General features: G+C 57.6%; 18 protein-coding genes and 1 tRNA gene. 9 read left to right on the top strand and 10 right to left on the bottom strand.

Going from position 1 to position 19814, the window contains the following annotated elements; genetic code table 11:
- Nucleotides 1-147: 147 nt before the first annotated feature.
- Complete coding sequence (cutC, locus tag DXX3274_RS10425; protein ID WP_042859728.1) at nt 148-912, bottom strand: copper homeostasis protein CutC; 765 nt, start codon at nt 910-912, stop codon at nt 148-150.
- 203 nt (nt 913-1115) lie between these two features.
- Nucleotides 1116-1688: a VOC family protein gene (locus tag DXX3274_RS10420; protein ID WP_042859727.1), complete on the bottom strand. Its 573-nt coding sequence runs from the start codon at nt 1686-1688 to the stop codon at nt 1116-1118.
- Between the two features lie 702 nt (nt 1689-2390).
- Between DXX3274_RS10420 and argS the strand changes: the two genes are divergently transcribed.
- Nucleotides 2391-4121, top strand: a complete 1731-nt coding sequence (argS, locus tag DXX3274_RS10415) for an arginine--tRNA ligase (protein WP_042859726.1) — start codon at nt 2391-2393, stop codon at nt 4119-4121.
- 120 nt (nt 4122-4241) lie between these two features.
- On the opposite strand, the gene murJ is transcribed toward argS, so the two are convergent.
- From murJ to rimJ, 4 genes are all read right to left on the bottom strand, one after another.
- On the bottom strand, nt 4242-5777 hold the full coding sequence (murJ, locus tag DXX3274_RS10410) for a murein biosynthesis integral membrane protein MurJ (RefSeq protein ID WP_042859725.1): 1536 nt from the start codon (nt 5775-5777) through the stop codon (nt 4242-4244).
- A 208-nt stretch (nt 5778-5985) separates the two neighbouring features.
- A complete protein-coding gene (locus DXX3274_RS10405; RefSeq protein WP_042859724.1) occupies nt 5986-6900 on the bottom strand; it encodes a Gfo/Idh/MocA family protein in 915 nt (304 codons plus the stop codon).
- Nucleotides 6901-6938: 38 nt separating this feature from the next.
- Nucleotides 6939-7583, bottom strand: coding sequence for a YceH family protein (locus DXX3274_RS10400; RefSeq protein ID WP_042859723.1), 645 nt, complete (start codon nt 7581-7583; stop codon nt 6939-6941).
- A gap of 25 nt (nt 7584-7608) precedes the next feature.
- Nucleotides 7609-8193 carry a ribosomal protein S5-alanine N-acetyltransferase gene (gene rimJ, locus DXX3274_RS10395; protein ID WP_033568451.1) on the bottom strand — a complete coding sequence of 195 codons (585 nt, stop codon included), beginning with the start codon at nt 8191-8193 and terminating at the stop codon, nt 7609-7611.
- A gap of 310 nt (nt 8194-8503) precedes the next feature.
- Between rimJ and mdtH the strand changes: the two genes are divergently transcribed.
- From mdtH to DXX3274_RS24230, 4 genes are all read left to right on the top strand, one after another.
- A complete protein-coding gene (gene mdtH, locus DXX3274_RS10390; RefSeq protein WP_042859722.1) occupies nt 8504-9709 on the top strand; it encodes a multidrug efflux MFS transporter MdtH in 1206 nt (401 codons plus the stop codon).
- A 215-nt stretch (nt 9710-9924) separates the two neighbouring features.
- Nucleotides 9925-10572, top strand: a complete 648-nt coding sequence (grxB, locus tag DXX3274_RS10385) for a glutaredoxin 2 (protein ID WP_042859721.1) — start codon at nt 9925-9927, stop codon at nt 10570-10572.
- Nucleotides 10573-10707: 135 nt separating this feature from the next.
- On the top strand, nt 10708-11271 hold the full coding sequence (locus DXX3274_RS10380) for a lipoprotein (RefSeq protein WP_042859720.1): 564 nt from the start codon (nt 10708-10710) through the stop codon (nt 11269-11271).
- 11 nt (nt 11272-11282) lie between these two features.
- The gene (locus tag DXX3274_RS24230) at nt 11283-11459 is read left to right on the top strand and encodes a hypothetical protein (protein WP_238556106.1); all 177 of its coding nucleotides are present in this window, start codon (nt 11283-11285) and stop codon (nt 11457-11459) included.
- A gap of 205 nt (nt 11460-11664) precedes the next feature.
- Here the strand turns inward: DXX3274_RS24230 and DXX3274_RS10375 are convergent, their stop codons facing one another.
- Together DXX3274_RS10375 and DXX3274_RS10370 are read right to left on the bottom strand one after the other, a co-directional pair.
- Nucleotides 11665-12240 (bottom strand): molecular chaperone, encoded by a 576-nt coding sequence (locus tag DXX3274_RS10375; protein WP_042862032.1) that lies wholly within the window; start codon nt 12238-12240, stop codon nt 11665-11667.
- A gap of 46 nt (nt 12241-12286) precedes the next feature.
- Entirely contained in the window at nt 12287-13024 is a 738-nt protein-coding gene (locus DXX3274_RS10370) for a phosphatase (protein ID WP_042859719.1), read from the bottom strand.
- A gap of 272 nt (nt 13025-13296) precedes the next feature.
- On the opposite strand from DXX3274_RS10370, the gene DXX3274_RS10365 reads away from it, so the two are divergent.
- Nucleotides 13297-13386: transfer RNA gene (locus tag DXX3274_RS10365), tRNA-Ser, on the top strand.
- 111 nt (nt 13387-13497) lie between these two features.
- On the opposite strand, the gene eamB is transcribed toward DXX3274_RS10365, so the two are convergent.
- Nucleotides 13498-14085 carry a cysteine/O-acetylserine transporter gene (gene eamB / locus DXX3274_RS10360; protein ID WP_042859718.1) on the bottom strand — a complete coding sequence of 196 codons (588 nt, stop codon included), beginning with the start codon at nt 14083-14085 and terminating at the stop codon, nt 13498-13500.
- A 109-nt stretch (nt 14086-14194) separates the two neighbouring features.
- Between eamB and DXX3274_RS10355 the strand changes: the two genes are divergently transcribed.
- On the top strand, nt 14195-15103 hold the full coding sequence (locus DXX3274_RS10355; protein WP_049869918.1) for a LysR family transcriptional regulator: 909 nt from the start codon (nt 14195-14197) through the stop codon (nt 15101-15103).
- A 63-nt stretch (nt 15104-15166) separates the two neighbouring features.
- Entirely contained in the window at nt 15167-17716 is a 2550-nt protein-coding gene (locus DXX3274_RS10350; RefSeq protein ID WP_042859717.1) for a carbohydrate binding domain-containing protein, read from the top strand.
- A gap of 56 nt (nt 17717-17772) precedes the next feature.
- Here the strand turns inward: DXX3274_RS10350 and DXX3274_RS10345 are convergent, their stop codons facing one another.
- Complete coding sequence (locus tag DXX3274_RS10345) at nt 17773-18696, bottom strand: carbon-nitrogen hydrolase family protein (RefSeq protein ID WP_042859716.1); 924 nt, start codon at nt 18694-18696, stop codon at nt 17773-17775.
- A gap of 101 nt (nt 18697-18797) precedes the next feature.
- On the opposite strand from DXX3274_RS10345, the gene DXX3274_RS10340 reads away from it, so the two are divergent.
- Nucleotides 18798-19736: a LysR family transcriptional regulator gene (locus DXX3274_RS10340; RefSeq protein ID WP_042862031.1), complete on the top strand. Its 939-nt coding sequence runs from the start codon at nt 18798-18800 to the stop codon at nt 19734-19736.
- Nucleotides 19737-19814: the final 78 nt, after the last annotated feature.

Raw genomic sequence — 19814 nt, 5'->3', positions numbered from 1 at the left:
CGGTCGACCGCCGTTATCATGGCAGAAAAAAAGCCCCGACAAGGCCGTCGGGGCCTGGTACTCGCAAGCAGACCGATAAGGGGAATGCTGCGCGGCAAAGGGCATCGGGATATGCCAGACGGTGCCAACGCCCCATGCAGGCACGGTCTAGGAGGTGGATGTCGTAGAGGGAGCCGGTTCCGGGCTCAAGGCGTTTTTCATGGCCGCCACAACATCACCATCAACACAGTAGTGCTGGAATTCATCCATTTCAGTTTCGGAACAGAGCGTGACACCCAATTTGCGATAACGCATCGGCGATGGCAACCATTGGCCCGCCGAGGTGTGCAATTCCTGAATACCACAGGCGCGGAATTTATGCAGGTTGGTCAGCCTTACGCCCGCCCCTGCCATAATGATAGGACCGCAACTGGCCGCATTAAGTTCCCGTAACAGCGTTAACCCATTTTCGGCACTTTGCTGCTGACCGGAAGTCAGCACGCGGGCGACGCCCAAATCCGCCAGTTGATTCAGCGCCAGACGCGGGTTCAGGCACATATCGAACGCACGATGGAACGTGACCGCCAGCCCTTCGCACCGCGCCATAACCTGCCGCATACGCGCCATATCAATATGGCCTTCCTCATCCAGAACTCCTACCACCAAACCGGGAAACCCCATCGACCTGATCTGATCGATGTCATACAGCATCGCCGTAAATTCCTGATGACTGTAACAAAAATCCCCCCCACGCGGCCGCACCATCGGGTGCACCGGAATAGAGAGCGTTTCCCGCGCCTGTCGCAATACGCCATACCCGGGCGTCAGGCCACCCTCACGTTGCGCGGCGCAAAGTTCTATCCGATCCGCCCCCGCCTGCTGTGCCGTCAGTGCGCAATCAAGGCTATAACAGCAGACCTCCAGCATTGGCATACCCGCCTCCCTCGCAAAAAATAACGAAACTGGAAAAACAACGTATTTCCGAAAGAATTGCCCGCTCATCACCCTATGCTGGCGTGATACACGCCTAATACTGGCATCCCCTTGCCGGCGGCGGAGAGAGGCGTGTCACACTGGCGACAGGATTTGCGCGTGGAATATGACACGCCACACAATTTAAATAGCCGCGAGCTAACCTACTGACCGGCCGACTGTTCGCTGGCTACGATCTCCTGAATACGATAGGGATGAAATTTCAGCGTGACCCGTCCGTTGCTTACCGCCAGCGTCGGATTAGGCAGGCGTTCACGTTCACCCTGCGGATGGCTGAATTTCAGTTTAATGCCGGGGGCGGTCAGAGCCGCGTCCGGCAGGCAGGCCAGCGCGCGGGGATGTAAGGTAGCCGGGTCGCCGGGCAATACCAGCTCCACGTGCTCCCACCCTTCGTGCGGATAATGCTGACTACCCGGCCACGGCAGTTCCACGCAATCAATCCGCCACGGCCCCACCGTTAACGGTTGATAAAGGGTAAACAGACAGATAGGCCGGCCGTTAATCATGTTTTCCGACAGCAGCGACCCACAGGCCAGCAACGCCGTACGCCATTGTTCCGCCGTACTGTTCTGATGACAGCGCAGAGAAATGTGGTCGGCTTCAAACGCGGCAAGGTCAAGTTCGAGCTGCTGTGCGAGTTGCTGAAGTTCAGTTTCAAAACGGGAAAGGTCATTCATTAAGGAGGGGGGAAGCGTCGACGGTAACAAAGCGGTCATTATTTCCTCATTAACCTGAATAAATAGTTTATCCAGTCTAATTTAACATAGACAGAAATAACCTCCATCTTTTTGCGACTTTTGTATCATACCGTGCTGACATTAGCCCGACTTTCTTGTCTTTTCATGCCATTATTTGCAACGGTGGACAAACTTCATTTCAATCAAAGAATAATAACAACAAATACTGTTAACAAAATGACAGAAATATAATAAAAATTACAATGTATTGATTTTTAATGAATTTAAAAACCCGATGAGAGTATTCTTAAATATTCTCTGTAACATTGAGAAATAAACAAAAAACGGATAACTTCGAAACTACCCAACCTCCACTAAATGACCAAAGGGCATTTACCATGTTGCTAATAACCTTCTCTATGCTAGTTGTCATTGCCGGTTATTCACTGTTCCGTCATTTTAAAACGATGCAGAGCACGCGACTGAGCACGGACCGTCGACACAAACGACGTTAAATTTTTTATTAATACTCCCCTTCCGCTATTCAGGCTTGCCGGAAAGCCGCGCCTTTCACCTTAAATTTTATTATCGATAATGGCAGCAGACATCTCGCCGCATTATCGGATGCATTGTTTTATTTTTATTGACGCCCCGCCAGGGGCGCTTGTCATGGTGCTCTGCTGACTACACAACCCAAATATGGTATAAAGAAAGGCTTGATTCGTCATTTAGGGTAAACCGGTGAATATTCAGGCTCTTCTTTCAGAAAAAGTCCATCAGGCAATGATTGCGGCGGGCGCGCCCGCTGACAGCGAAGCAATGGTTCGCCAGTCAGCAAAAGCGCAATTTGGTGATTATCAGGCAAATGGCATCATGGCGGCCGCCAAAAAACTGGGCATGCCCCCGCGCCAGCTTGCCGAGAAAGTAGTACAAACGCTGCAGCTGGATGGCATTGCAGCCAAAACGGAAATTGCCGGTCCCGGTTTCATCAATATTTTCCTCGACCCCCAGTGGCTATCCGGCCAGCTGGAGCACGCGCTGACCGCCCCAAAACTGGGCGTCGCTGCGGTTGAGCCGCAAACTATCGTCGTTGACTACTCGGCTCCCAACGTGGCCAAAGAGATGCACGTCGGCAACCTGCGCTCGACCATCATTGGCGATGCCGCCGTACGTACCCTGGAATTCCTCGGTCATAACGTTATTCGCGCCAACCACGTCGGTGACTGGGGTACCCAGTTCGGTATGCTGATTGCTCATCTGGAAGATGTGCAAAACGACAATACCAGCGATCTGGAACTGGCGGATCTGGAAGCGTTCTATCGTGAAGCGAAAAAACACTACGATGACGATGCCGTCTTCGCCGAACGCGCCCGCGGTTACGTAGTAAAATTGCAAAGCGGCGACGAATATTGTCGTTCGATGTGGCGCAAGCTGGTGGACATCACCATGGTCCAGAACCAGCATAGCTATGACCGTCTGAACGTGTCGCTGACCTCAAATGACGTCATGGGCGAAAGCCTCTACAACGCCATGCTGCCGGAAATCGTCGCCGACCTGAAAGCCAAAGGGCTGGCGGTGGAAAGCGAAGGCGCCATCGTGGTCTATCTGGACGAGTACAAAAACAAAGAAGGCGAAGCGATGGGCGTCATCATCCAGAAAAAGGATGGCGGCTACCTTTATACCACCACCGATATCGCCTGCGCCAAATACCGTTATGAGAAACTGGGCGCCAACCGTGTGCTGTACTATATCGACTCCCGCCAGCATCAACACCTGATGCAAGCCTGGAGCATCGTGCGTAAAGCCGGTTACGTGCCGGAATCCGTCAGCCTGGAACACCACATGTTCGGCATGATGCTGGGTAAAGACGGTAAGCCGTTTAAAACCCGCGCCGGCGGCACTATCAAGCTGTCCGAGCTGCTGGACGAAGCCTACGAACGCGCGCTGACGCTGATTGCCGGCAAAAACCCGGAGATGGAGCGCGGCGAACTGGAACAACTGGCGCAGGTGGTATCGGTGGGCGCGGTCAAATACGCCGACCTGTCGAAAAACCGCACCACCGACTACATCTTCGACTGGGATAACATGCTGGCGTTTGAAGGCAACACCGCGCCCTATATGCAGTATGCCTACACCCGCGTTGCGTCGATCTTCAAACGCGCCGGGGTGGAAGAAGCCAGTCTGACCCAGCCGATTACGCTGACCGCCGAGCATGAACAAGCGCTGGCGACACGCCTGCTGCAATTCGAAGAGACTGTTACCACGGTGGCCCGCGACGGCACGCCGCATGTGATGTGCGCTTACCTGTACGATCTGGCCGGGCTGTTCTCCGGTTTTTACGAAAACTGCCCGATCCTCAACGCCGACAGCGACAGCGCACGCCAAAGCCGCCTCAAACTGGCGCGGCTGACCGCCAAAACGCTGAAAACCGGCCTGGATACGCTCGGCATCCAGACCGTCGAGAAGATGTAATTCGCATCGTCCTCATCGCAGTAAAAAAGCCAGTCAGTTAACTGACTGGCTTTTTTTCTACCGCAACGCCTTGTCAAACGTCATCAGTCAGGCGCCGTCAAGGCATCTGAATGAATAGCATCAAATGCTACGGCGGGAAAAATCTTTCGGGCGGAAACCCAGCAAGGCCAGCATGGCGAAATAACTGCCGGCGCCGGCGACAACCACCGCCGACAAGCGCAACAGCCGCATGGTCATGTTGCCCTGATCCCAGGGCGGCATCCACAGGCATAAGGCGACCAGAACCAGCGACATGACGATGACCGCGACCACCAGTTTGCTCAGAAACGCCGTCCAGCCCTGTTGAGGTTCAAAGATACGCTGACGACGCAGCTGCCAGAACAACAACCCAGCGTTGATACAGGATGCCAGACCAATCGACAGCGACAGCCCGGCATGTTGCAGCGGGCCGATGAATATCAGGTTCATCAGTTGGGTCATCGCCAGCGTCGCTATGCCAATTTTCACCGGCGTTTTAATATCCTGTCGTGCGTAAAAACCCGGCACCAGCACTTTTACCAGAATCAACCCCATCAGCCCGATGGAGTAAGCGACCAGCGCACGTTGGGTCATCAGTGCGTCGAAGGCGCTGAATTTACCGTACTGGAACAAGGCCACGGTCAGCGGCTTGGCCAGCAACCCCAGTGCGACCGTGGCCGGCAGCGCCAGCAGGAAACAGAGCCGCAGCCCCCAGTCCAGCAGCCGCGAATACTCCTGCTGATTGCCGCTGGCGACGCTTTTCGACAGCGACGGCAGCAGAATCGTCCCCAGCGCCACGCCCAGCACGCCGGACGGAAACTCCATCAACCGGTCGGCGTAGTACATCCAGGACACCGCCCCCTGGCTGAGGAACGACGCAAAAATAGTATTGATGATCAGGGAAATCTGGCTGACCGACACGCCGAGGATCGCCGGCGCCATCAGCTTCATCACCCGGCTAACGCTGGGGTCGCGGAACTTGATGCGCGGCAGCACCAGCATGCCGATTTTCTTCAGATGCGGCAGTTGGTAGCCCAGTTGCAATACCCCGCCCACTACGACCGCCCAGCCCAGCGCCATCACCGGCGGGTTAAACCAGCGGGCGGCCAGCAACGCAAAACCAATCATGCTGACGTTCAGTAACGTCGGCGCAAACGCCGGCACCGAAAAACGGTTCCAGGTATTCAGCACCGACCCCGCCATCGACGTAAGCGAAATCAGCAAAATATAGGGAAAGGTAATCCGCAGCAGCGCCGAGGTCAGCTCAAAGCGTTCCGGCGTCGAGGCAAATCCCGGCGCGGTCACCATGATCACCCAGGGCGCGGCCAGCATCCCGGCCACCGTCACCAACGCCAGTATCAGCGTCAGCATCCCGGACACATAGGCCAGAAAGGTGCGCGTCGCCTCCTCGCCCTGCTGACTCTTGTATTCCGCCAGGATGGGCACAAACGCCTGAGAAAACGCGCCTTCGGCAAAAATGCGCCGCAACAGATTCGGCAGCTTGAACGCCACAAAAAACGCGTCGGTCGCCATACCGGCGCCGAACACGCGAGCGACGATCGCGTCGCGCACGAACCCCAGCACACGGGAAAGCATGGTCATGGAACTGACCGCAGCCAGTGATTTCAGTAAATTCATTAAGTTGTTCTGACTATGGGAAAGAGAGGGATGGCGGGGAAAACCGGCTCGTCCGCCATGTCCACGACGGTCAAACCGCCCGCGACGGCCCGTGCCGGCAACAGAAGTACTGACTCTGAGCTGTAACGCCGCTGCGGCTATCGCGGCACACAGCCTAGTCGATTGCACCGCCAATAGCCACACGGATGCCCGGTGGTCGCCGTTTTTTTCAGCGTTTTCTCAACAACATTTCGATCACCCGTTGCGCGTGCAACGCCTGATCGCCGGAGGTTAACGGCGGCGTGTGCGAAACCACCGCGTCGATAAAATGCCGGACCGCGCCCGCAAAACCACGCTGTTCCAGCGTGCTCTGCCAGGACGGCGTCGGATGCAACGACACCGTACCGTCGTGCTCTTCACGCCACTCCCGCAGGTTATCCACCTGATACCAGCCGCCATCATTCACCAGTTGCACGCTTTCGCGCTGGCTGCCGGCCTGACGGTGCATGCTGGTGGTGATCGCTCCATGAGCGCTCTGGAACTGGTGCTCGGCGTAAATCAGTTGCCCCTGCGGATTGCAGCGTAGCAGGCCGCCGCACAGCGTGGCCGGCGCGTCTGCCAGCCACAAGGCGGTGTCCACCACGTGCAGATAGTCATCCAGCAGAGTAAACGCCAGCGGATGCGGCCCGATATTATCGATGCGGTGTTTTTCCATGCGCAGGCTGTCCGGAAAAGGCCGCAGTTGCCGGAGTCGTTGATAAAGCGGCGCAAAGCGACGGTTGAACCCCACCATCAGCAACAGATTGCGGCTGGCCGCCAGCGCCACCAGCTCTTCCGCCTGCGCCAGCGTTTCCGCCAGCGGCTTGTCTACATAGACGTGTTTGCCTGCCAGCAGCAGCGCTTTGACGACGTCGTAGTGGCTGGCGGTGCTGCTGTGCACAAACACTGCATCGCACTGGCTGCTCAACGCCGCCAGAGAGGAAAAGCAAGGAATGCGATACTGCTGACACAGCTGCCGGGCCCGCTCCTGCCCCGGCGACCAGGCACCCGTCAGTTGCCAGTGCTCGGCGTGCGACAAGATCGGCAAGTAGGCCTTGCGGGCGATATCGCCCAACCCGGCTACTCCGATGCGTAATGATTTCATGCTCTCGCTCCCGGTAACGTGCTGCATTCAGGCTGTCGTCAGACAAGGCGCGCCTGTAAATCGGCTAACTGCGCCCGTAACTCGGCGACCTCGTGTTCCAGTGCGCAAACCCGCGCGGCCAGCCCGCCTTCGGCAGGTTCATCGACGGGTTCAGAGGGCGCGACATCCGCCACCTCGCCGCTGAACAGATGCATGAAGCGGCTTTCGCGCTTGCCCGGCTCCCGCGCCAGTCTTGCCACAAACGGCCCGTCCTCGCGCTGTTGCAGTTGCTGCAGCACGTTTTCCACCTCTTCCATATCGGCAAACTCGTATAAGCGGGCAGCCCGGGTACGAAGCTCGCCCGGCGTCTGTGCGCCGCGCAGCAGCAAGGTGCTCACCAGCGCCACTTCGGCCGTCGAAAATTTCAGGTCGCCGAACTCGGAATTGCAGAAGCGGTGCTCATATTTCATCACCCGGTTGCCAAAACCGCTGACGGTGCGCAGGAAATGCCGTTTAACCAGCAGGTCCAACGTTTGCTGCACCTCACTTTCGGTTAGGTCCATCACCGGCTCACGGTTGGTTTTCTGATTACAGGCGGCGGTCAGACCGTTCAGGGACATCGGGTACTGTTCCGGGGTGGTCACCTGTTTTTCCAGCAGGCACCCGATTACCCGCGCTTCGCGGGGCGTCAGTTGATATTTCATGGCTCATCCTCATTGACCCGCATGCTCAGCGCATCGGCGTCCATTCATTATTGGTCAGGGCGGTCAGCACGTGGTCCTGCCACTTGCCGTCAATCAACAGGTAGTTTTTGGCGTAGCCTTCCTTTTCGAACCCAAGCCGGGCCAGCAGGTTGCCGCTGCGCTGATTGTGCGGCATATAGTTAGCCATGATGCGGTGCATATGTTGCTGACGCTGCATGTAACGCAGCGCCGACTGCAACGCCTCGTACATCATCCCTTGTCCCTGCCACTTTTCACCCAGCGAATAGCCGAGGTAGCAGGCGTGAAAAGAACCGCGCAGCACGTTGCTGAAGTTGGCGACGCCCCGCACCTCGTTTTCATCCGGGTCCAGCAGCAAAAAGTAGTAGGCGCTGCCCTGTTTGTGCATATCGCAGATCACGCTCAGCCGCGCCTGCCAGCCGGAAGGATAACAGTGGCTGGCATCGCGTACCGGCTCCCAGGGTTTCAAAAAATCACGGTTTTCCGCGTAATACTCAGCCAGACGCCAGGCATCGCGTTCGTGCGCCAGACGGACCACCAGCCGATCCGTGGTCAGACGGACCCTGGGTGTCGTTGAGCGATAGCCAAACATGCCTTCCCCCTCAGGTGACGGATTGTCGATGAATAAATTTTATTGATGCGGTCAACGCCGACACGGCGGACGCCATAACAGGATAAATCACCAATAGCGCTTACTATAAACACATAAATTCCATAGCGTAAAATCATGACCGCCGAGTTATTGCACAATCGACACGCCATACTGACTTTTTTTCTTAAACTGCGCGTCAGGTAACTGTTGGACGATAAAAAAATTTATTAGCCGGGTAGTCTATCGCAACGGCGCAATCGGCGAGAGAATAGACAGGCTGCATTCCTTTCTTCTTTCCTCGTGGTGAAACATGTCATTGATGACGCAGGCCCGCAGCCTGGGTAAATATTTTCTGCTGCTGGATAACATGCTGGTGGTATTGGGTTTCTTCGTGGTATTTCCGTTGATTTCCATTCGCTTTGTCGATCAGATGGGCTGGGCGGCGCTAACGGTCGGGATAGCGCTTGGCCTGCGTCAGTTCACCCAGCAGGGACTCGGCATTTTCGGCGGCGCCATCGCCGACCGGTTCGGCGCCAAACCGATGATCGTCACCGGCATGCTGCTACGCGCCTCCGGTTTTGTGTTCATGGCGCTGGCCACTACGCCGCTGATGCTGATGCTCTCCTGCGTGCTGTCGGCGCTGGGCGGCACCCTGTTCGAGCCGCCGCGCAACGCGATGGTCATCAAGCTGACCCGGCCGCACGAGCGCAGCCGCTTCTTCTCGCTGTTAATGATGCAGGACAACGCCGGCGCGGTGATTGGCGCGCTGATCGGTAGCTGGTTGATGCAATACAACTTTTCGGTGGTGTGCTGGGCCGGCGCGGCGGTCTTCGTGCTGGCGGCCGCGCTGAATGCCCTGCTGCTGCCCGCCTATCGCATTTCCACCATTCGCACCCCCATTCGCGAAGGAATGATGCGGGTAATGCGCGACCGTCGCTTCGTCGTCTATGTGCTGACGCTGACCGGTTACTTCATGCTGGGCGTACAGGTGCTGCTGATGATGCCGATCATGGTGAACGAACTGGCCGGCACGCCGTCCGCGGTGAAATGGATGTACGCCATTGAAGCCATGCTGTCGCTGACGCTGCTTTACCCGATCGCCCGCTGGAGCGAAAAACGCTACCGTCTGGAACAGCGGCTGATGTTCGGGCTATTCATCATGACCCTGAGCCTGATTCCGATGGGCATGGCCACCAGCCTGCAATGGCTGCTGGGTCTGATCGGGCTGTTTTACATTGGCTCTATCATCGCCGAACCGGCGCGGGAAACGCTGGGCGCATCGCTGGCCGACGCCCGCGCCCGCGGCAGCTATATGGGGTTCAGCCGAATGGGGCTGGCGCTGGGCGGCGCGCTCGGCTACAGCGGCGGCGGCTGGCTGTTTGATACCGGAAAGGCGCTCGGCCAACCGGCCTTACCCTGGTGCATGCTGGGCATCATCGGCATGCTGACCTTGGCCGCCCTGTACTGGCAGTTCCATCTGAAACGCATCGAACCCGCCATGCTGAGCGAGCACTGATCCACCGCACCAGACCCTGCCATCGCACGGGGCGCTATCGTCGCCCCGCTTTTATCTTCAATTTCCGGCTGTTGCAGCGCACATTCGCTACGACGAACATTTTTTGCGACGTACATTGCACATGGACGAGCCGGCGCTGAGCATGGATAATCCCGCACGACATCATGATCACGGTAGCGTCCGATACGACGCCGCTCAACCCAAGGAGTTCCGGTATGAAACTGTTTGTCTATGAACATTGTCCTTTCTGCGTGAAGGCACGCATGATTTTCGGCCTGAAGCAGTTGCCGGTGGAATTGCGCGTGTTGTCCAACGAAGATGAAGCCACGCCGATTTCGATGGTTGGTCAGAAAATGGTGCCGATTCTGCAAAAAGAGGACGGCAGCTACATGCCGGAAAGTCTGGATATCGTGAAATACGTCGACGAGCTGGACGGCAAACCGGTACTGACCGGCCCCGTCAATCCGGCCATCGACGCCTGGATCCGCAAGGTGTATGAATACGCGCCGCGCCTGCTGATTCCGCGTTTCTCCCGCGCCGACTTTGAAGAGTTCGCTACCGACGCCGGCCGCAACTACTTTATTCACAAGAAAGAGGGGCAAATCGGCAGCTTCGATACCCACTTCAGCCAGACGGCCGCGTTGATCAGCCAACTGGAAGGCGACCTGCAAGCGCTGGCGCCGCTGATTGTTTCGCCGCAGGCGTGCAACGGCACGCTGTCGCTGGACGACATCAACCTGTTCGCCCTGCTGCGCTCACTGACCATCGTCGCCGACGTCAATGTCCCGCCGGCCGTCGCCGCCTACTGCAACACCTTGTCCCAGAACGCCGATATCGATCTGCTGATCGAACAGGCGCAATAACCCCTTGTTGCCGCCGTCACTACCGGCTGACGGCGGCGTTTAGGCCTATTCCGATTGGCGATATCACCGGAATAACGCACCCTGCCGGCATTCCTCGCCCGGCGAGGGAATATTGGAAAACAAGAGGTTATAACAATGAAAAAATCGGGACTGGCCGCTCTGGCGCTGTTGGGAACACTGCTGATAAGCGGTTGCAACCAGTTGGCGCAATACAGCCTGAGCGAGCAGGAAATCAATCAGTATTTACAACAGCATAATGACTACCAGAAGCAACTGGGCGTTCCCGGCGTGGTGGATGCGCAAATTACGCTGACCGAACTGACCAGCCAGATTGGTCGCGCGGAGCCCGGCAAAGTGACGTTAAGCGGCAACGCCAAGGTCGATATCAGTTCGCTGCTGGGTAAACAGCAGGCAGACATGAAACTGACGCTGAAAGCCCAGCCGGTGTTCAACAAGGAAGAAGGCGCCATCTATCTGAAAGACATGGAACTGGTGGATTACAGCGTTCAACCGGAGAAATTACAAACGGTGCTGCAAACGCTGACGCCCTACCTGAATCAGTCGCTGAAAAGCTACTTTGACCAGAAACCCGCCTACGTGCTGAACCCGGAGCGCAGCAACAAAGAAGCGCTGGCGAAGAAACTGGCCAAAGGCATCGAAGTGAAGCCCGGCCAACTGGTTATCATGTTGACCGATTAAGAAACAAACGAGTGGCGTTCGCCACCCGTTTGAAGCTGTTGACAAACAGCATTGTTGTTTTGTTACCGTCGATTTATGCCAGAACGGTGCGTAGTTTCGTGCTTGATGACATCGGTATTCCTTTGCAACATCACCGCACGCACGACGAGGAAAGGCTCAAACGCCGCCTCTCCTTGACCACTGGCTAAGGGCTAAACTGTGCCGCTGCGCGGTACCTTCGGCGTTCGCCTTCGCTGTTCGGGCCGCCCGTGACGCTCTCCCGGAGCGGCACGGGCTTTCGCGACGTCCTGTCGCTCACCCGGCGAAGTCGCCTGCCTCAGCACAGTTTTTTACGCCGGAAAACCCTTTCATTTTGTACTGAAAGGGTTTGTCAGTAATACAGGACGGGTGGTTTTACTGTTCAGACGCCTCGTCATCCGCCTCTTCGTCGTCTTCCGCCAGCTCATCCCGCATCGCTTCCAGCGCTTCACGGCAAATGATCGCCAGCGTGCGATAAAACGCGGAGGTGGCATGGCTTTCCACCTTGCCCAGAAAGCGATCGCTCCATGTCAGCAGGTAGCGGTCAAAAAATTCCGACTGCGCGGCGGTTTCATCCTCCTGCGCCTGATCTTCCAGCCAGGAAGCGGCCAACAGCAAAGCGCCGAAATGGTCCACCGGCCCGTCGCCCAGCGGCATGCCGCGCTGTTGCAAAAACGCGCGCACCTCGGCCTCTTGCTCTGCCGGATCCCAACTGGAACGCCGCGGCGGCACCGACGGCTGCGCGCCGAATAACGCGTCATAATCCGCGCTCATCGCCGGCAAATCAACGCTGCGTTGCCAGCGCGCCATCAGCTCATCCTGCGCCAGCGGCCATTGTTGCGCCAGCTTGCCTTGCGCAATCAGATTAAACAACGGCGCCAGCAGCGGATCCTGCGGCGGGCGGTTAAACAGCGTGCCGAGAATACGGCACACGACGGAAAATTCATTCATCTCATCAACCTGTAAAAAGACATGGCGGCGCATTTAGGTGACAACGTCACAAATCCGCAAACTCCGGAATCGCGGGCTTACCGCGCTGCTCCAGAAAATCCAGCACCCGGCGCGGGCTGACATTCAACACGCGATCCTGTGGAAAATCAATGTCCCGCATAATGCGTTCACAATGCGGAAACTCGCCCAGCGACCAGGCGATATGCGAATCCGACCCCAGCGCCAGATAACCGCCGGCATCGCGCACCGCTTCGGCAACCGCTCGGCAATTCGGCTCACTGCCCTTACGGGAATGGGTAAAAGACGAGTTATTCAGTTCCAGCGCCACGTTATATTTGGCGGCGGCTTGCGCAACCGCGCGGATATCGATCGGGAATTTCGGGTTGCCGGGATGACTAATGATATGCACCGAACCCTGCGCCATCGCGGCAATCATCGCTTCGGTATGGGTATCGCGGTCCTTCGGAGGGAATACCGGCTCGTGGAAACCGGCGATAATCAGGTCCATGCAATCCAGCATCGGCCCGGTGCAATCAATATCGCCCGCCAGATTCTTGATATTGGCCTCAATGCCGCGCAGGATGCCGATACCGTCCACGACGCGCGGCCAGACGCGCATATTGATGAAATGCCAGTAATGCGGCGCATCCGCCATATCCGGGCCGTGATCGGTAATAGCAAACAGGCGGATCTGTTTGGCTTTGGCTTCAGCCACGTAGTCATGCAGGGTGCTATAGGCGTGGGTGCTGGCGACGGTGTGCATGTGTAAATCGACGGGATACATGGTTTCTCCTGACTCGGCATTGATAAGCCAGCATAGCATTTATCCCGCACCGACACAGCCGAGGCGTCGGCGCGATAACCGCAAATTAACAGAAGTGAAACATACGCCGCCTTGTTGTACCCCCGAACGACCGGCTGACGAGACGAACTGGCGAGTAAAGCAGCATATTGCGCTAAGTTTGGCTAAACGCACGTTTTTATGAAAGAAGTGTGTTGACGCTGCAGCGGATTTTCCCTAGAGTAGCGCCCCGTTGCCCCTGACGGCGACGATCCGGTGAGGTGTCCGAGTGGCTGAAGGAGCACGCCTGGAAAGTGTGTATACGTGAAAACGTATCGAGGGTTCGAATCCCTCCCTCACCGCCAGATTAAAAACAAAAACCCCAGACGCAAGTCTGGGGTTTTTGTTTTTAAACCGATGATGGACCGGCGAAAATCCGCGACAGGGTTCGACAAAACGGCTCGCCGATAACCAATTTAGATAAACATACGTACTGCGCAATAGACCAACATGGCAGACAAAATAAAATTAACAATACGTCCGTGCCGCTGGAATACCGACTGAAATAGATGCCCCGCTAGTGCCCAACACCAATTTCCGATACACCCAATAGCCGTTAATAAAAGACTGACGCTCAATACCCAGAAAAGGTCCTGTGTATAAGGCAACACGAAGGTAGAAAGCGCAGTGATACCGTATAGGATAATCTTTACATTGATAAATTGCAGACTGAAACTCGCCCAAAAACTCAACGGCTTTGTATCCGCGCCAGTTGACGACACATCGCTCGTGGCAATGACCCACGCCAGCCACAAAATATAAGCTGCTCCAGCCCACGTCAGCCAGTTGGAGACAGCCGGCAGGATACGGATCAGCGTCAGGGTGAAAGCCGCGCACAGTAGCATAATGATTAAAAATCCCACGCACATGCCGACAAGTACCCCCGAACTTCGACGAATGCCATACTGATTGACAGTACTTAACGCCAAAATGTTATTAGGCCCGGGTGTTAATGCGGTGATGAACGTGTAGGTGAAAAACGCAGTAATGATGGCTGGTGTCACTTGTATTCTCCTTATGTTTGCCACACAGTACTGCCTTTCATGCAATCGAAAAAACGAATGTTTTCGCACCCTGAATTCGACAATTTCGATAAATAAAGGCGGCTAACCTATGGATCTGCGTCGATTCATTACACTTAAAACCGTGGTGGAAGAAGGCTCTTTCGTACGAGCTTCGCGTAAGTTGTGCTGTACACAATCTACCGTCACGTTTCATATCCAGCAGTTGGAGCAGGAACTGTCATTACAGCTGTTTGAAAAAATCGGCCGCCGCATGTGCCTCACTAAGGCAGGCAAAAAAATCCTTCCCCATGTGCATGAATTGACACGGGTTCTTGATGGCTTACGTCAGGCAGCAAAGCAAGACGAAGAGCCGACCGGAGAGCTTCGGGTTGTTATAGGAGAAAGCCTGCTGGCCTATAAAATGCCAGAAGTGTTGCGACGTTTCAGAATGCAGGCACCGCAAGTACAGTTGTACCTTCAATCGCTCAATTGCTATGTCATTCGCGATGCATTGCTGGCCGATGAAGCTGATTTAGGCATTTTTTACCGTGTCGGAAACGATGCTGCACTGCACATGGAACAATTCGGCAATGAGCCGCTGGTCTTAGTGGCGTCTCCTTTACTGGAAGGCATTGATTTTACTCGTTCAAATCAGCATTTACCGATCAGTTTCATTATCAATGAGCCGCAGTGCATATTTCGACAGTTGTTCGAGAGTACCTTGCGGCAACGCGCTATTACGCTACAAAACACCATTGAATTGTGGAGTATCGAAAGTATTAAGCGATGCGTTGCCAGTAACCTTGGCGTATCGTATTTACCCCGTTTCGCTGTAGAGAAAGAGCTACTGTCGGGCGAGCTGCAGGAACTTCCTTTTTCCGATCCGCCCCTGACGATTACCGCGTTGTGTGCCCATCACGCGGGCAAGTATGTAAGTCCGGCGATGAGTGTGTTTATGCAATGTATGCAGGAGAGTTTATCGACCACTGCAACGTCACCCGCGGGCTTTAAAGACTGACCTGACGTTACTGATAGCCTATCATCAACACGGTTTCCCCTATCCGTTGCCGGAGTACGTCACATGATGCGAATCCGTAGGGTAGTACTGGCGCTGGCGTTGTCTCTGACCTTCCCCGCTATCGCCGGTGAGCTGTTTCCCTTTACTTTGCCGCTGGATGTCCGCTCCGACGGCAGCCTTACCGACCTTTCGTCATGGAACGACAAACCGGCAGGCGCACGCGGGTTTGTGACGGTCGACGGCAGCCACCTGACAGTTGGCGGCAAACGGCTGCGATTCCTCGGCGTTAATATCGTCTTTGGTTCGACCGCGCCGACACATGCCGACACAGACGCTATCGCCCGCCGCCTGGCACGCTTCGGCATCAATCTGGTGCGTTTTCATCTGATGGACGCCCGCCCTGCGCCCGACGGCATCCTGCAGCGCGATCTGCGCACCCTTGACCCAGACACCCTCGACCGCGTCGATTATTTTATCTCGACGCTGGCGCGAGAAGGCATCTACGCCGATCTCAACTTGCACGTCGGCCGACAATATCCCGGCATGGGAGAGAGTTGGGCGGATGGGCCCAAATACTGGAAAGGCGTCGACCTGTTTTATCCGCCGATGTTTGTACAGCAGCAGGAGTATGCCCGCGCCCTGCTGACGCACCGCAATCCTTACACCGGTCATCGCTATACTGAAGAACCCGCCGTGGCGTTCGTCGAGATCAATAACGAAGACGGATTGATCCGGGAATGGCGGTCTGGCTCGCTCGACATGATGCCCGCGCCGTTTCGCACTGAGCTCGCCCGCCAATGGCGTGTCTGGCTCGGACATCGTTATGCTGGTGACGACGCGTTACGCGCGGGCTGGGGCGTGCGGGAAGAGCCTTACGGCGCGGAAATGCTGTCAGAGCGGATCGGGTCGAAAAGCAGCGACCCAGGCTGGGTGCTGCAAACCCTTGGCGGCGCCAACGCGACGCTCGCCACAACAGATTCCGGACTGATGCTGTCGATGACGACACCGGGGCAGCTCGGCTGGCATACGCAGTTGCACTACAATCACCTCTCGTTCCAGACCCGCCACGCCTATACATTGTCGCTCCGGTTACGTGCCGATCACCCGCTGACGCTGTCCGTACAGGCGATGCAATCGCACGCCCCCTGGCAAACGTTGTGGTCGCAGAAAATCCCGGTCGGCACCGACTGGCAGGATGTCACGGTGACATTTATGCCGCAGCAGGACGACGCGACGGCACGGCTCACACTGGGTGGCCTCGGGCTGGATACCGGTCGTCTGGATATCGCCCATGCGCGGCTTCGTACCGGCGGGTTGCTCGGACTACAACCCGGCGAAAGCCTCACGCACGGCACGCTCGATATCATTCCGTTTGCCTCCCGGTTGAACCGAACCGTCGCGGCACAGCGCGACTGGCTGAGTTTTCTGTGGGACACCGAAGCGCAGTATTGGCGAAGCATGCGGGACTTTCTGAAAGGTGAACTGGGCGTACGCTCGCCAGTCATCGGAACGCAGGTCTCCTACAGCCCGGCGGCCATCCAGCAGACGCTGGACGTGGTTGACGGCCACGCCTACTGGCAGCACCCGCGTTTTCCGGGCAAACCCTGGGATCGCAACAACTGGTTTATCGGCAACTCGCCAATGGCCGGTATTCCCGGCGGCGGCACGCTTGCCGACCTAGCATTGCATCGTGTCCCCGGCAAGCCGTTTATCGTCAGCGAGTACAACCATCCTGCGCCCAGCCTCTGGCAAGGCGAGGCGATGCCGCTGGCCGCCGCCTATGGCGCCCTGCAGGACTGGGATGGCATCGCCGTTTACAACTATGGCGCCAGTAAGCGTAACTGGCAGGCCGACTTTATCACCGACTACTTCGACAGCGTCGCTAACCCGGTCAAGATGACCAGTCTGGTGGCTGCCGCCGCGCTGCTGCGGCGTGAGGATGTGCGCGCCGACAAGCCGCAACCACAGCCGATGCCGGATCGCACCGTCTTTATCGACGCGCTGCGTCAGGGCGGCCGCCTGCCGGGTGCGGACAGCCTGGGCGCGCCACGTGACGCCGCGCTGGCGGGATGGGTCAGCATCGCCACGCCAGCGGGCGAACCGCCGTCATGGCCGGTACGTAGCCGCACCGGGCAACTGATCTGGGGTGTGGACGGCATCGGCGGCAAAACCGTGGTGGTCGATACGCCGCGCAGTAAAGGGCTTATCGGCGCCCGGCTCGGTCAGGTTTATGACGCGCACGGCGTCGGGCTGGAAGTGACGGCGGCGCGCAACGACTGGGGAGTCCTGCTGGCGACCGTACTGGACGGGCAGAGTTTCACCGCGCCGAGCCGCATTCTGCTGACGACGCTGGGGCAGGAGGAAAACACCGGCCAGCGCTGGCTTGATGCCGCAAAAACCACCATTGGCAGCCATTTCGGCACCGGCCCGGTGCTGGTCGAAGGCATCGGCGCCCGCATCACCCTGCCGGTTGCGCCGTCCCGGGTCAGCGCCTGGGCGCTTGACGCGCGCGGCCAGCGGCAGACGCCGATACCGGTCGGCGGCACGCAACATGCCACACTGGACGTCGATGAGCGCTATCGTACTCTGTGGTATGAAATCGACATTCGATAAGCGGTATCAGGTGCGGTTTTCTCCTTCTTCACCGAACACCACGCCGGGACGGCTTATCACCGTTGATATTTCACTGATGAGCGCTCCCGCTCATCCACCGTCAGCGCGAACACATCCGGTCGGGCGTAGTGGCCGACCACATCCAGATCGTAACGGGCGCCGACCAGCAGATCGGTGTCGATTTCCGCCGTCAGTAAACCGGCCTGACCGGTCAGCGGCCCGGCCAATACGTTGCCCAACGGATCGACGATCAGGCTGCCGCCGTTGATCAGCGGCCGTTGCGGATCCCAACCGGGCACCTCAATGCCCAACGCGGCAGGCGATGGCTGCACCTGACAGGCGGTAATCACGAAGCAGCGCCCTTCGTGGGCGATATGCCGCATCGAGGCTTGCCAGATATCGCGTTCGTCCACCGTCGGCGCGCACCAGATCTGTACCCCTTTGCCGTACATCGCCATACGCAGCAATGGCATGTGGTTTTCCCAACAGATCGCCGCACCGACTTTACCCGCCGGCGAATCCAGCACCGTCAGGGTGGAACCGTCGCCCTGCCCCCAGATTAGCCGCTCGGTGCCGGTGGGCATCAGTTTGCGGTGCTTGCCCGCCAGCCCGACCTCCGGCGTGAAAAACAACGCCGTGCAATATAACGTGTTGCCGTCGCGTTCAATAGCGCCCACCACCAGCGTAGCGCCGGTACGAGCCGACAACGCCGCCAGCGCCGCGCACTCTTCGCCATCCAGATCGACGGCGTGGTGGTAATACTGTGCAAACGCTTCACGCCCTTGCGGCAGGCGATAGCCCAGATAGGTGCCGAACGTCTCGCCCTTCGGGTATCCCCCCAACAGCGCTTCCGGCATTACCACCAGCTTCGCGCCGCTGCGGGTTATGTCCCCTTCCCATGCCAGAATCGCCTCCAGCGTCGCTGCTTTGCCGGCGGGTGAACTCCCGATTTGCAATGCGGCCACCACCGATGTCGCCATAGTTTGTTCTCCGGTTCGTTGAGATGGCCCGACGGGCCAGCGATAGTGGTATGCTGCCTCTCCCGCTGAGTTGAATGAAGCCCATTTCGTTGTTGATTGATATGAATGAAATAAATATCAGCAGTCTGGATTTGAACCTGCTCAAAACCTTTGAAGCGTTATACGAGGAAGGCAGCGCCAGCCGTGCCGGTTTACGCCTCGGCATCACCCAGTCCGCCGTCAGCGCGGCGCTGAAACGGCTGAAGCAGTGGTACGGCGATCCGCTGTTCGTGCGCACCGGGCGGGGTTTGATGCCGACGCCGCGGGCGCACGAGCTGCAACCGCTGGTCAGCGATGCGCTCAACAAGTGCCGTGAAACGCTAACGTTGCTTCAGCCCAATCCGCAGGCGTATGCCGGCCGCACCGTAACCCTGGGGCTGTCGGATGATTTTGAACTGGCGCTGGGGCAGGCACTGATCGCCCGTCTGCAACAGCGGGCGCCGGGATTACGGCTGGTGTTTCGTCAGGCCCACAGCCAGATCGCGGCGGACCTGCTGCTGCGCCACGAGCTGGATCTGGCGCTGACGGCTGGCGGCTTCAGCTATCGCTCGCTTTCGAAGGTACAGGTCGCCAGCGGCGGCTATGCCTGTCTGGTGGTCCGTGACGTGACCGAACTGTCTTTAGAGCGGTTTATTCAGACGCCGCACCTGCTGATCTCGCACGGCGGGCATATCGGGCTGGTGGATGAACAGCTGGCGGAACAGCGGCTCAGTCGGCGTATTGCCGCCTCCACCACCCATTTTGCCGCGATCCCCTGGCTGTTGCAGGATGATAGCCTGCTGGCGACGCTGCCCGCCCACGCCGCTCAGGCCATCGCCGCCCGTGCGCCGCATCTGCGTTGCCTGCCTTGCCCGTTGTCCATGCCGGATTATGCCATCGAGCTGGGATTCCGGCCGACCGTCATCCGTGACAGCGCGGTTCGCCTGGTGCGTGAAACGCTTAGCCAGTTGGCGGGCGAGTTTCCGTGGTTCGCGCCGGCTCGCCCGTTATCTGAGTGGTGATAGCCGTCGTTTGCGACGGGCGTATAGGCCGCGTCATGCACGTTTCTGCACGATCTCCCATTGCGATAGCGCTCACGT

Origin of the sequence: Dickeya sp. NCPPB 3274, from assembly GCF_000406205.1 — a bacterium.
GTDB classification, from domain to species: Bacteria; Pseudomonadota; Gammaproteobacteria; order Enterobacterales; family Enterobacteriaceae; genus Dickeya; species Dickeya fangzhongdai.
This window is presented reverse-complemented; position numbering and strand designations above follow the sequence as displayed.

Excerpts from the sequence above, each read along its gene's own strand:
- DXX3274_RS10400 (WP_042859723.1), bottom strand. The coding sequence starts at position 7,583 with ATGAAATATCAACTGACGCCCCGCGAAGCGCGGGTAATCGGGTGCCTG.
- mdtH (WP_042859722.1), top strand. The coding sequence starts at position 8,504 with ATGTCATTGATGACGCAGGCCCGCAGCCTGGGTAAATATTTTCTGCTG.
- DXX3274_RS10370 (WP_042859719.1), bottom strand. The coding sequence starts at position 13,024 with ATGTATCCCGTCGATTTACACATGCACACCGTCGCCAGCACCCACGCC.
- cutC (WP_042859728.1), bottom strand. The coding sequence starts at position 912 with ATGCCAATGCTGGAGGTCTGCTGTTATAGCCTTGATTGCGCACTGACG.
- murJ (WP_042859725.1), bottom strand. The coding sequence starts at position 5,777 with ATGAATTTACTGAAATCACTGGCTGCGGTCAGTTCCATGACCATGCTT.
- DXX3274_RS10355 (WP_049869918.1), top strand. The coding sequence starts at position 14,195 with ATGGATCTGCGTCGATTCATTACACTTAAAACCGTGGTGGAAGAAGGC.
- DXX3274_RS10350 (WP_042859717.1), top strand. The coding sequence starts at position 15,167 with ATGATGCGAATCCGTAGGGTAGTACTGGCGCTGGCGTTGTCTCTGACC.
- DXX3274_RS10420 (WP_042859727.1), bottom strand. The coding sequence starts at position 1,688 with ATGACCGCTTTGTTACCGTCGACGCTTCCCCCCTCCTTAATGAATGAC.
- grxB (WP_042859721.1), top strand. The coding sequence starts at position 9,925 with ATGAAACTGTTTGTCTATGAACATTGTCCTTTCTGCGTGAAGGCACGC.
- DXX3274_RS10405 (WP_042859724.1), bottom strand. The coding sequence starts at position 6,900 with ATGAAATCATTACGCATCGGAGTAGCCGGGTTGGGCGATATCGCCCGC.
- DXX3274_RS10380 (WP_042859720.1), top strand. The coding sequence starts at position 10,708 with ATGAAAAAATCGGGACTGGCCGCTCTGGCGCTGTTGGGAACACTGCTG.
- DXX3274_RS10340 (WP_042862031.1), top strand. The coding sequence starts at position 18,798 with ATGAATGAAATAAATATCAGCAGTCTGGATTTGAACCTGCTCAAAACC.
- DXX3274_RS10375 (WP_042862032.1), bottom strand. The coding sequence starts at position 12,240 with ATGAATGAATTTTCCGTCGTGTGCCGTATTCTCGGCACGCTGTTTAAC.
- DXX3274_RS10345 (WP_042859716.1), bottom strand. The coding sequence starts at position 18,696 with ATGGCGACATCGGTGGTGGCCGCATTGCAAATCGGGAGTTCACCCGCC.
- rimJ (WP_033568451.1), bottom strand. The coding sequence starts at position 8,193 with ATGTTTGGCTATCGCTCAACGACACCCAGGGTCCGTCTGACCACGGAT.